Genomic DNA, 12,932 nt, shown 5'->3' with positions numbered 1-12,932 from the left:
TCATAGAACCCATTAATAAAATGAATATCCTACATACCGCCACATCACCGTTTACGGACCAGAAACCCGGCACCTCGGGGCTGCGCAAAAAGGTCCGCGTATTCCAGACCAGCCACTATCTGGAAAACTATGTACAGGCCATTTTCAATGTTGCCACCGACCTCAATGGCGGCATGCTGATCCTGGGTGGTGACGGACGTTACTATAACGTACAGGCAATCCAGACCATCATCAAGATGGCCGTTGCCAATGGTGTCAGGCATATCAAACTTGGGCAAGCGGGCCTGTTCTCGACCCCGGCTGTCTCGCACCTGATACGCAAATATCGGGCGGCGGGTGGGCTGATACTCTCGGCCAGTCATAACCCCGGGGGACCGGAGGGTGACTTTGGCATCAAGTTCAATACCGCCAACGGTGGCCCCGCCGATACGCAATTTACCGACCAGGTCTATGCCGAAAGCCTGCGCATCGCGGCATACCGGCTCGCCGAAATGGAGGATGTGCCCCTGGAGGCCCCGGCGCATTTTCAGTATGGAGAGACCCTGATTGAGGTCATCGACCCGGTCAGCGATTACGCCGAGCTGATGGAACATATCTTCGATTTCAAAAAAATAAAGGCCCTGTTCAGCTCCGGCCTGTTCACCCTCTGCTTTGATGCCATGCACGCGGTAACCGGCCCCTATGCTACGGAGATCTTTCAGCGGCGCCTTGGTGCGAGTACCGGTTCGGTCATCAATGCCCTGCCCCAGGAGGATTTTGCCGGTGGCCACCCTGATCCAAATCTCATTTATGCGAAGGAATTGGTGGCACACCTCAACGGCAGCAGCAAGGCACCTAATCTTGGTGCCGCCTCGGATGGCGACGGCGACCGTTACATGCTGCTCGGCCGGAACTTCTTTGTTAACCCAAGCGATTGCCTGGCGGTCATGACCGCCAATGCCCACCTGCTATCCGGCTATAAACAGGGCCTCAACGGGGTGGCGCGTTCCCTGCCCACCAGTCGTGCCGTTGACAAGGTCGCGGAGACGCTCGGCATCGACTGTTATGAGACCCCCACCGGCTGGAAATATTTCGGTAACTTGCTTGATGACCGACGTATTACCCTCTGCGGTGAGGAGAGTTTTGGTACGGGCTCAGATCATATCCGGGAAAAAGATGGCATCTGGGCGGTGCTGTTCTGGCTTAACCTCGTTGCCATCAAACGTCAGTCCGTCGAAGAGATCACCCGCGCCCACTGGGCACGTTTCGGCCGTCACTATTATTCACGGCATGACTACGAAGGCCTGGATAGCGATCTGGCAGAACAACTCATGGAAAATTTACGTGCACGGACCGAGACGTTAAAGGGGCAGGAGTATGCCGGGCATGTCATTACTGACTGTGATGACTTCAGCTATACCGACCCGGTCGATCACAGCATCACAGAACACCAGGGTATCCGTATCCTCTTTGAAGATGAATCACGTATCGTCTTCCGCTTATCAGGTACCGGTACCGAGGGCGCAACCCTGCGGGTATACCTGGAGCGCTATGAGAATGACCCTGCCCTGCATAACATTGAGACCCAGGTCGCGCTCGCCGACATGATTAACATTGCCCGCGAACTGGCCGAACTGCAAACACGCTGTGGCCGCGAGCAACCGGACATCGTTACCTGAGCACACTTAACGTAGCCTATATACTCGTCAACTTCCAGATATCCTCGTTATATTCACCTATGGTCCTGTCTGCGGAGAAGTGACCACTGCTGGCGGTGTTGTTGATACTCATTGCCAACCAGGCCGACTTGTCACGATACGTCGCCGCAACACGTGTTTGTGCATCAACATAACTTCTAAAATCCGCCAGGGTTAGCCAGGGGTCATGGGGGTTTAACAGCGAGTCGATTATCTCATCAAAGATCTTTGACTCCAGGGAGTTGAAGTGTCCGCACTGTAGCAGGTGCATGACGCGTTCAAGGTCATCGTCCTCATCGACCAGTGACTGAGGATGATAATGCTGGCGACGCGCTTCGACCTCTTCGGCCTTGAGACCAAAGAGGAAGAAGTTTTCCTCACCGACGGCATCGAGTATTTCGATATTCGCCCCGTCGTAAGTGCCAATGGTGACGGCACCATTCATCATAAACTTCATATTGCCGGTCCCTGAGGCCTCTTTACCCGCCGTGGATATCTGCTCAGACAGATCCGTGCCAGGGCAGACGATCTCCATTTTGGAAACCCCGTAATTCGGGATAAAGGCCAGTTTCAGGCGGTTGCCAACCTGCGGGTCATTATTGATCACATCGGCCACATTATTGACCAGCTTAATAATCATCTTGGCGATATGATAACCCGGCGCCGCCTTGCCACCGATCAATACGCATCGATTGGTCCAGTTTTTGGTATCACCACGTTTAATCCGATCATAGAGATGGATTACATGGAGGATATTCAATAACTGGCGTTTGTACTCATGGATACGTTTTACCTGCACATCAAACATCGAGTCGGTATCAAAGTCGACATCGCAGTGTTTTTTCACCAATGCGGCGAGACGTTTCTTGTTGGCCGTTTTCACCGTATGCCAGCGTTCGGCAAAGTCCTTGTCGCCAACATGCGCCTTGAGTTTAGCCACGCGCGAAAAATCATGCACCCAGTCATTGCCGATTTGCGCCGTGATCAGTGAACTCAGGTCTGGATTGGCATGTGCCACCCAGCGCCTGGGGGTGACACCATTGGTCTTGTTGTTAAACCGCTCCGGCCAGAGTTCATAAAAATCCCTGAACAGGCCCTTGGTCAACAAATCTGAATGCAGGGCCGCGACACCATTGACCGAGAAGCTGGCGACAATCGCCAGATAGGCCATGCGCACCTGCCTGACCTCACCCTCCTCGATGATCGACATCCGCATCTGGCGCTGCGTGTCCCCCGGCCACTGCCGTGCAACCTGCTTGAGAAAGCGCGCATTGATTTCATAAATAATCTGCAAGGGGCGTGGCAACAAGCGCTCAAACAGGAACACGGGCCACTTTTCCAGTGCCTCAGGCAACAGGGTATGATTGGTATAGGCCATGGTCTTGCTGGTAATGGCCCAGGCCTCATCCCATGACAGGCCCTTTTCATCCATGAGCAGGCGCATCAACTCGGCCACGGCAATGGTCGGGTGGGTATCGTTCATCTGGAAGACGTTCTCATCGGCAAACCGACTATAGTCATTGCCTTCATTGATCTCCCACATGCGGATCACATCCTGCAAACTCGCCGAGGCAAGAAAGTATTGCTGTTTCAGGCGCAGTTCCTTGCCGTTCTCACTGGCATCATTCGGGTACAAGACCATAGTGATGTGTTCGGCGTCATTCTTCGCCTCTACGGCCTCGGGATAACTGCCGGCATTAAAGTCTTCCAGGCTGAAGATATTGGTGGCACTGGCCGACCACAGCCGTAGCGTATTCACCGTGTTATTCTTGTAACCAGAGATCGGCACATCATAGGGGATCGCCAGCACATCGTCCGTGTCCAGCCACAGGTGGCGAGATCCTCCATTGATGTCGGAGATGTACTCCAACCGACCGCCAAACTTGATAACTTGCGTATATTCCGGTCGCTCCAGCTCCCAGGGGTTACCGTCACGCAACCAGTGGTCGGGTTCTTCTATCTGGTAACCATTGTCGAACTCCTGCCTGAACATGCCGTATTCATAGCGAATGCCATAACCGATCACCGGCAGCTTCAGGCTCGCACAGCTATCCATAAAACAGGCCGCCAGTCGTCCCAGGCCACCATTACCGAGCCCGGCATCGTGTTCCGCGCTGGTGACCTCTTCCAGGTCCAGGGCAAAGGTATTCATGGCCATCTCGGATTCGCTATCCAGCCCGAGGTTGAGAATATGATTACCGAGCGAGCGGCCAATGAGGAATTCGAGTGACATGTAATAGGCCTTCCTGACACCTTTATTTTCATAACGCCGCCAGGTGCTACGCCAGTCGGCCATCACCCTGTCGCGAATCGTATACGACATGGCCTCATAGAGGTAAAAGGGCACACAACCGAGGTAACGACCGAGATAACGGGTCAGGTAACGCTGAAAGTCACTGGCCAGTGCTGCACTATCGGTGGGCAGTTTTTCCATTGGCGGAATTTTGATATCACATGCTGGTTTTTTGGTCGACATACACTTACCTCTGGTACAGGCTGATCAAGCCCTTCATTCTTTCAATCATCGCCGGTTTGAGCTGTTGCCAGTCAAATCGCCATTGCCAGTTGCCCCCCACCGTGCCGGGCACATTCATTCTCGCCTCTGAACCCAGCATCAGCATATCCTGCATAGGCAACACGCACAGGAAGGAGACGGAACTCATGGCCATGCGCAGCATGGCCAGCAACTTGTCCTCAGCCAGGTCACTCTCGCAACCCGAGTAGTCTTTAAAAAACTTCTGGTTATAGCTATTCTTATCTTTCGCCCAGCCCAGGGTCGTATCATTATCGTGTGTGCCGGTATAAACCAGGTCTTCACGGCGATGCCGGTGTGGCAGGTGGGGGTTCTTATTATTGCCGTCAAAGGCAAACTGCAGCACCTTCATCCCCGGCAGACCAAAGGCCTCTTTCAGCGCAATGACCTTATCGGTGATCACCCCCAGGTCTTCGGCCACCAGTGGCAAATTCGGGAAGTGCGCAAACAAGGCGGATAACAGGGCCTCACCCGGTACATCTTCCCAGTGACCATGAATTGCCGTTTCCTCCCTGGCCGGGATCATCCAGCAGGCATCAAGGCCACGGAAATGGTCGATGCGCACCAGGTCGAATAATTCTACCTGGGTAGCAAAGCGACTCTTCCACCAGTCAAAGTCATTCGCCTGCATGAATGCCCAGTCATACAGCGGGTTGCCCCAGCGCTGGCCCGTGTCGGAGAAGGCGTCCGGCGGCACCCCGGAGACATAGCTCATCTCGCCGTCATCGTCCATGAGGAAGTTGCTGCGCTTCGCCCAGACATCGGCACTGTCAAGGGCAACAAAGATTGGCATATCGCCAAACAGTTTCACATTGTGACGCGCCGCGTAGGCGCGCACCTCGTGCCACTGGGTAAAGAACACGAACTGTTCAAAAATCACCTGGGCCATTTCGTCGGCCAGTTCCAGGCTGACTTCCCGCATGGCCTCGACATCACGGTGACGAACCACCGCCGGCCAGGTGAACCAGGGCTGCCACTGGTATTTCTGCTTCAGGACCATGAACAAGGCATAGTCTTCCAGCCAGGCGACGTGTTCCTCCCTGAAGGCAGCCAGCCGCGATGCCCACTCCTCACCTGCATGTGTATAAAACTGAGACTCAGCCTGCAACAGGCATTGCGAACGATAATTATCATCCGTTTCTGCCACCTTTATCCGTTTACGATCCAGCCAGCCGCGGTCAACCAGCCAGTCGAGGCTGATCAGTGCCGGGTTACCGGCATGCGCCGACAGGCACTGGTAAGGTGACTTGTCTTCATGCGTGGCCCCCAGCGGCAACATTTGCCATACCTTGACTCCGCATTGATGTAATAACTCAATAAAGCGATAGGCATCGTGGCCTATATCACCATTGGCCAGTGGTCCTGGCAACGAGGTCGGGTGCAGCAATATCCCGGCACTGCGCTCGGCGAAGATACTGGCGGCGTTGCGCGCGGCGGCCATACCTATTGTTGCTTGCCGGGTAACATTGCACCACCCATTGCCGGCGCACCACAACCGAATGAAAATGCCCTGGCCAGGTAGTCCGGCGGGCTGACATCGAGTATCTGATAGAGGTTACTCAAGTGCATGCGGAATTGCTCATCGAATGCCGCCACCGACTCAGCCGAGTTGTATTCCCCCAGCCACCAGAACCAGTCAGAACTTTCACAGGTTGCCAGTTGCATCGTTGCACTATGTAATTGTTGCTCATCTAACTGGCCCTCCTTGGCGACCCTGTCATAAACCTTCTTTGCTTCCACCAGCATATCCCAAGCCCGGTTCTTGTCCGCCTCGCCAATCCAGGTGGAGAAGGTACCATAGACCCAACTGCCGGCGACCACTTCCGGGAGGCGTACGCGCTGTGTATGCGTGGACAGATAGTCAGAATAGGTGGTCAGATGAATACCTTCATGTTGTGCCAGTTTCTCATACAAGGCCGAGAGGAAGTGGTAACCGTTCTCCGGGTAGTACTCCCAGGCATTCTCACCATCGAGGATAATGGAGACCAGGGCATCGGGCTTGGCAACACAACTCTTGGCAATGTTTTCCAGGTGATGAACGAGATTCGCCACAGCATCGTCGGCATGCCAGTCTGAATACTTGAAGCCAATCATGTCCGACAGGCCATCATCGCGAAAGAAACAGGCCACTTCAGTGTCCCGGTATTGGCAAACCTCGTGAATACATTCGTCAACACTGGCCGCCGATTTTTTCAGGGATTTGCGCAACACGGTCTCGCCACTGGCCAGCCACTTCAGGCCCATCTCACCAATGAGTTCGATGGTTTCTGCACTAATGCTACCCTCGGACGGCCAACAACCACTCGGCATAAAACCAAAGGTATCTTTGAACACGGTCAGACCCTTATCGATATGCCAGCGACTCCTTGCCAGCCCGTCCGGGTAGGCCGGTGACAGGGGCAGTTCCATCTCCGGCATGGCCTGTTGCGCACTCTGCAGGTCAATCAACAGCGGCAGGATCGGATGGGCATAGGGTGTCATCGACAACTCTATCCTGCCTGCCTCGGCCAGGGACTTATAGCGACCGATGACCCCGGCGATGAGTTCATGGATCACCTCGATCAGGCTGCGCCGGTCGTGAATGCTAAAGTGCGTGGCCTGTTTCATCAGGGTCTGGATACGCGAGTCGGTCAGGCGCACGGTCTCGGCCATCCAGGCGAGGTGATACCAGACCAGGATATCAATAAAGTACTGCTCCGAATAATAGGCGAGTTTTGCCGGTTCCTTTATCGCCGTCTCCGCCATCTCCGCGAGGGTATCGAAGACCTCGAAACGTGCTATCAGCCGTTCTCGGTTGGCACGCAGGCAATTCTTGATAAGCCTTAGACGCGCGTCAGGGTCAAGATACAGGACCGGGTCAGCCAGCGCCGCTAACAACGGGTCGCGCAGGGCCTTGCCATGGTGCAGGTAATCCTCAAGCTGTTGGGCGTAATCGGCGATCTGTTCGAGCAGGATCGGTGCAAAGTTGACCACTGCCCTCGCCTGCTCGTTATTCTCCAGGTGTGCGACCATATCGACATAGTCTTTAATCGTATGCAGGTAGGTCCACGGCAAATGGTATTCACCATTACGCAGGTCACGGTAGTCCGGCTGGTGCATATGCCAGTAAAGCACCACATTCAAAGGTCGCTTTGGCTTTAGACTAGCGGGCATGATGTAATTCCTGGCCTAACATGTCTGGCGTTACCAGCACCACACCTTTTGGTGAAACATAGTATTTCTTCCTGTCCTCCACCTCGTTTTCACCGATAACAGTACCATCAGGGATTTCACAGCCCTTGTCGATCACGGCATGGGATATCCGGCAATGTCTGCCAATCTCTACATCTGGCAAGATCACGGATGATTCAATACGGGAATAATCATCGACACTGACATTGGAAAATAACAACGAGTGACGCACCAGCGCCCCGGAAATAATACAGCCGCCTGAAACCATCGAATCCACGGCCATACCACGCCGGTCGTCGTCATCGAAAATGAATTTTGCCGGCGGCAGTTGTTCCTGGCTGGTCCAGATAGGCCATTGATCATCATACAGGTTCAGTTCCGGTGTAATGCCGATTAATTCAAGGTTTGCCTCCCAAAAGGCATCGACCGTGCCGACATCACGCCAGTAAGACTGGATCCCCGTGGCCGAATTCGTGAATGGGTAGGCATAAACGCGGTAATTCTTGATCGACTCAGGGATGATATCATTACCAAAATCATGTGATGAGGTTGGGGTATCGGCATCACGGATCAATTGTTCAAACAGAAACTCAGTATTAAAGATATAAATTCCCATCGAGCAGAGTGCGTGATCATCATGCCCCGGCATGGGGGTTGGCCTATCCGGTTTTTCAACAAAACTGCGGATGCGCATGTCTTCCTCGACACCCATGACGCCGAAGGCCGATGCGTTGTCCAGGGTCACCTCAATACAACCCACGGTCAGGTCGGCCTGGTTTTCCACGTGTTTAGCAAGCATGGCGCCATAATCCATTTTGTAAACGTGATCACCGGCGAGTATCAATACATAGTCTGGTGAATGGGCGCGAATAATATCGAGGTTTTGATAAATGGAATCCGCCGTACCCGAATACCAGGACGATTCAATCCGCTGTTGTGCAGGCAGTAGTTCCACGAATTCACCAAAGTCACCACGTAAATGCCCCCAACCCCGTTGGATGTGCAAAATCAGTGAGTGCGCCTTGTACTGGGTCAGCACGCCAATGCGACGAATGCCGGAATTGATGCAATTCGACAAGGGGAAATCGATAATGCGAAACTTGCCACCAAAGGGGACAGCCGGTTTGGCGCGCCAGGTCGTCAGGTGTTTCAGGCGTGCACCACGGCCACCGGCCATGATCAGGGCCAGGGTATTCCTGGTCAGGTTACTAACAAAACGTGGTGACTTGTGTGACTTCATTCTTTCCCTACCCGTGCCTTTATCCAAATGGCTGCGTTCAGCATGAACCTATCCGTGATGCTGAACGTACTAATGTTTTTGCAAAAATTGAGCCACTCAGAAATACTGTGATTTAACTGTTAATACTGCTGTGCTCGCCCATAAAATGCATTTTTAAGGTGCATAAACTGGTTGAGGGTGAAGCACCCGCGTCATGAGGGTGCATGACCAATGTATGCAGCATAGCGCTTGATTACCAAGAGTTATTAGTTATAGTGTCAATAAATACAACTTATCACCTAATTCTTGCATACAACAATTCTTTGCACAAAAATTGCATCGACATACCTAGAACATGCATCGCTACGTTTTATAAGGGCTAATCGGTGTATGCTTAACCTCATAACAAGGAAAATACCCGCAGATGCGAGTAAAATCTTCTAATAAGCAGACGCCGTCGACCCTCCCTGAAGGGCTGCGGGCGGATATGGACAAGATCGCCCGTGCGGCGCATCATGACCCGGCCTGTATCCTTGGCAGACAGGCCGGCTCTACACGGCCGTTTATCCTCTTCTATTCGCCCGATACCCTGGAACTGAGTCTAACTGACCTCGATGTCGCGACGCAGCCTGTGCCCGGCACAGACTTTTTTATCTATCGCGGTGATTTGGCGGCCCTCCCCGAACACTACCGGCTAAGCCGGGTCGATGCCCACCAGGACAGGCATGACTACCATGACCCTTACAGTTTTTCCCCCCAGCTGAGTGATTACGACCTGCACCTGTTTGCCGAGGGACGTCATTTTCATATCTATAACCTCCTGGGGGCACACAAAAAGTGCATCGACGGCATCAATGGGGTGCTCTTTGCCACCTGGGCGCCGAATGCCGAGCGCGTCAGTGTCATCGGTGATTTCAATGACTGGGATGGCCGGCGTCACCCCATGACGTCTCGCGGCGGTAATGGCGTCTGGGAGTTGTTCATCCCGGACCTGGAAGACGGTGCCCTTTATAAGTATGAGGTCCGCAACCGCCATAGCGGCGAGGTGCTCAGCAAGACCGACCCTTATGCGCAACAAATGGAGCTGCGCCCGCGTACGGCCTCGGTGATTAACGAGCCGCCGGAGTTTGCCTGGCAGGACACTACCTGGCTGGCCAGTCGCCAGGAGCAGGACTGGCTGCATAGCCCACTGTCGATTTATGAATGTCACCTCGGCTCATGGCAGCGCGACGAAAACAACCAGTTTCTCAATTACCGTGAAATCGCCCACCGCCTGGTCGCCTATGTGCAAGAGATGGGCTTCACCCATATTGAGCTTATGCCCATCACCGAGCACCCGCTGGATGCCTCGTGGGGTTACCAGACCACTGGCTACTTCGCCCCGACCAGACGTTTTGGTTCGGCCGACGATTTTCGTTATTTTGTCAATTACTGCCACATGCAGGGTATTGGCGTGTTACTTGACTGGGTGCCGGCACACTTCCCCAAGGACGAACACGGTCTTGCCCGCTTTGATGGCAGCGCCCTCTATGAGCACGAAGACCCGCGTCGCGGCGAACACCGTGACTGGGGCACACTTATTTATAACTACGGTCGTAACGAGGTCAAAAACTTTCTCCTCGCCAGCGCCTTGTTCTGGCTTGAAGAGTTTCACATAGACGGCCTGCGCGTCGACGCCGTCGCCTCCATGCTCTATCTTGATTACTCACGCGAGCATGGGGACTGGCTGCCCAATCAACATGGCGGCAATGAAAACCTCGAGGCCATTGCCTTCCTGCGTGAACTGAATACGGTCACACATGCCCGCCATCCCGGCAGTATCATGATGGCGGAGGAGTCGACGGCCTGGCCGCAGGTAACACGCCCGGTCAATCTCGGTGGCCTGGGTTTCAGCATGAAGTGGAACATGGGCTGGATGCACGACACACTCAACTATATGAGCCTGGACCCGGTTCATCGTCACTATCACCATGACCAGCTTACCTTTGGCCTGCTGTATCTGTTCAGTGAAAATTTTATCCTGCCGTTCTCACACGACGAGGTCGTGCATGGCAAAAGTTCGATGCTGTATAAGATGCCCGGCGACGAATGGCAGCGTTTTGCCAATCTGCGCCTGCTCTATACCTACATGTTCACCTACCCCGGCAAAAAACTGCTGTTTATGGGCTGTGAATTCGGCCAGGGTGATGAATGGGACCATGACAGCGTTCTCGACTGGTATGTCCTGCAATATCCGCTTCACGCCGGCATCAAACAACTGGTCACGGACCTGAACCGACTTTACACACAACAGACCGCACTGCATCACTATGACTTTGATCACGATGGCTTTGAATGGATCAGCTGCCACGACACGGACCAGTCCGTGCTCTCTTACATGAGAAAGGCCAATGGCGAAACGATCATCGTAGTCCTGAATTTTACGCCGGTGATCCGACATGCTTACCGGATTGGTGTACCCATGGCAGGGGAATACAAGGTCATTTTTAACTCCGACTCAGGCTATTATGCCGGCAGCAACGCGGGCAGTGATGATCTCATCGTCGCCGACAACAGTACCTGGATGGAACGGCCTGCCTCACTGAGCCTCGACCTGCCACCACTGGCCGGACTGGTCCTTGTCAGGATATGAGCAAGGTCCTGTACGTCAGCAGCGAGGCCTTCCCGCTGATTAAAACCGGTGGCCTCGCCGATGTCGCCGGCAGCCTGCCAACCGCACTGAAGGGCCTGGAAGAGGATGTCCGCATCCTCCTGCCCGCCTACCCGGAGGTCATGCAGCAGGTCAAAAAGGCCAGACCACTGGCCAGCGGCACGTATTATAATCTCGACGTCACCCTCCTCGAGGCGCAGATGCCGGGCAGCGAGGTCACGACGTGGCTGGTGCAATGCCCTGCGGCCTTTGACCGGCCCGGTGGGCCATACATGGATAGCAATGGTCAGCCCTGGCATGATAATGCCCTGCGCTTTGCCATATTTTGTAAAGTGGCGGTCGATATTGCCCTCAACCGGCTGAACCTGGACTGGCAACCCGACATCATGCACGGCAACGACTGGCAATCCGGGCTGGTACCGGCATTACTGCATTCGCACAAGCAACGACCGGCAACCGTATTCACCGTGCATAACCTGGCTTACCAGGGGTTGTTCGATTATCAGACCTTTCTCGACCTTGAGCTACCGGCCGGACTCTGGCAGCTGGATGGGCTGGAGTTTCATGGCCAGATGTCCTTTATCAAGGGTGGACTGGTGTTTGCCGACCGCATTAATACCGTCAGTCCGACCTATGCCCAAGAGATCCTTCAGGCCGAATACGGCTATGGACTGGATGGGTTATTGCAACACCGGCAAGAACGTCTCACCGGCATCCTCAACGGTATTGATGACACTATCTGGAACCCGGCAACTGACCCGCACCTCAAGGCCCGTTATGACCAGGACCATCTCGATAGTAAGCTGCTGAACAAAGCCGCCCTGCAAAAGCAACTCGACCTGCCCGTCGATGCCACGCCCCCCCTCATCGGTATGATCAGCCGCATGGTCGAACAAAAGGGGCTCGACATCATCCTGCAGGCAATGCCCCGGATCCTTGCCCTGCCCGTACAACTGGTCATCCTCGGCACCGGGGAGATTCGCTATGAGATGAAACTCGCCGAGTGGGCCCGCAGGCACCCCGAACGACTCAAGGTCATTATTGGTTATAACGAGCCGCTTTCACACCAGATCGAGGCCGGCAGTGACCTGTTCCTGATGCCCTCGGCCTTTGAACCCTGTGGCCTGAACCAGTTATATAGCCTGCGTTATGGCACACTGCCGATCGTCAGAAATGTGGGGGGACTGGCCGATACCGTGGTCGATGCGAATAAGAAAAATATCAACAAGGCCTTGGCCAATGGTTTTGTTGTGGCAAAACAAAGCCCGGCGTCACTCCTCGCCACGCTGAAACGCGCAGTGAAGCTGTACGCACAGAATGATAGCTGGCGTCAGTTACAACTTACCGCTATGAACGGTGACTTTTCATGGCAGGCCAGTGCCGGTCACTATATCGACCTCTACCAGCAGGCACTGGCCGACCGCGACAAGGCGATGGTTTAACTGTGCAGTTTTTTCGCGGCGGCGAAACAGTCTTCGCGCCACTTGCATTGTGATTGATCACACTCGCCGTCAACGGCCGAGGCAAAACAATTAAAATTGCCCTCGTTTAACTGAATGGTCTGAATCAGCTGTACCTTGCTCATACGCCCGGTCTTGATCCCGAAGTCCTTGGCCACACTACGTATTTCCTGCATATTCATCATGTATCCTCCTTTCAGTAGCAATAAAAAATTATCTATCA

At 54.0% G+C, this 12,932-nt stretch carries 8 protein-coding genes; 3 read left to right on the top strand and 5 right to left on the bottom strand.

All coding sequences use genetic code 11. From position 1 onward, the window contains the following. The first annotated feature begins 20 nt into the window (after nt 1-20). Nucleotides 21-1,658 carry an alpha-D-glucose phosphate-specific phosphoglucomutase gene (locus tag EL386_RS06375; protein WP_126454530.1) on the top strand — a complete coding sequence of 546 codons (1,638 nt, stop codon included), beginning with the start codon at nt 21-23 and terminating at the stop codon, nt 1,656-1,658. Between the two features lie 16 nt (nt 1,659-1,674). On the opposite strand, the gene EL386_RS06370 is transcribed toward EL386_RS06375, so the two are convergent. Genes EL386_RS06370 through glgC form a run of 4 tightly spaced genes read right to left on the bottom strand, consistent with a single transcriptional unit; the run spans nt 1,675 to nt 8,620 of the window. Further along, on the bottom strand, nt 1,675-4,152 hold the full coding sequence (locus tag EL386_RS06370) for a glycogen/starch/alpha-glucan phosphorylase (protein ID WP_126454528.1): 2,478 nt from the start codon (nt 4,150-4,152) through the stop codon (nt 1,675-1,677). Nucleotides 4,153-4,156: 4 nt separating this feature from the next. Beyond that, nucleotides 4,157-5,650: a 4-alpha-glucanotransferase gene (gene malQ, locus EL386_RS06365; protein WP_126454526.1), complete on the bottom strand. Its 1,494-nt coding sequence runs from the start codon at nt 5,648-5,650 to the stop codon at nt 4,157-4,159. A 2-nt stretch (nt 5,651-5,652) separates the two neighbouring features. Then, nucleotides 5,653-7,362 carry a glycoside hydrolase family 57 protein gene (locus EL386_RS06360; protein WP_197722166.1) on the bottom strand — a complete coding sequence of 570 codons (1,710 nt, stop codon included), beginning with the start codon at nt 7,360-7,362 and terminating at the stop codon, nt 5,653-5,655. Next, nucleotides 7,352-8,620 (bottom strand): glucose-1-phosphate adenylyltransferase, encoded by a 1,269-nt coding sequence (glgC, locus tag EL386_RS06355; RefSeq protein WP_126454525.1) that lies wholly within the window; start codon nt 8,618-8,620, stop codon nt 7,352-7,354. The genes EL386_RS06360 and glgC overlap by 11 nt, the downstream gene beginning before the upstream one ends. A 403-nt stretch (nt 8,621-9,023) precedes the next feature. On the opposite strand from glgC, the gene glgB reads away from it, so the two are divergent. Both glgB and glgA read left to right on the top strand, forming a co-directional pair. After that, nucleotides 9,024-11,231, top strand: a complete 2,208-nt coding sequence (glgB, locus tag EL386_RS06350; protein ID WP_126454523.1) for a 1,4-alpha-glucan branching protein GlgB — start codon at nt 9,024-9,026, stop codon at nt 11,229-11,231. Continuing rightward, nucleotides 11,228-12,691 carry a glycogen synthase GlgA gene (gene glgA, locus EL386_RS06345; RefSeq protein WP_126454521.1) on the top strand — a complete coding sequence of 488 codons (1,464 nt, stop codon included), beginning with the start codon at nt 11,228-11,230 and terminating at the stop codon, nt 12,689-12,691. Before glgB ends, glgA begins: the two co-directional genes overlap by 4 nt. Here glgA and EL386_RS06340 read toward each other — a convergent pair. Then, nucleotides 12,688-12,894, bottom strand: coding sequence for an SAP domain-containing protein (locus EL386_RS06340; protein ID WP_197722165.1), 207 nt, complete (start codon nt 12,892-12,894; stop codon nt 12,688-12,690). The genes glgA and EL386_RS06340 overlap by 4 nt on opposite strands. Nucleotides 12,895-12,932: the final 38 nt, after the last annotated feature.

Source organism: Sulfuriflexus mobilis (assembly GCF_003967195.1).
GTDB lineage: Bacteria > Pseudomonadota > Gammaproteobacteria > AKS1 > AKS1 > Sulfuriflexus > Sulfuriflexus mobilis.
This window is presented reverse-complemented; position numbering and strand designations above follow the sequence as displayed.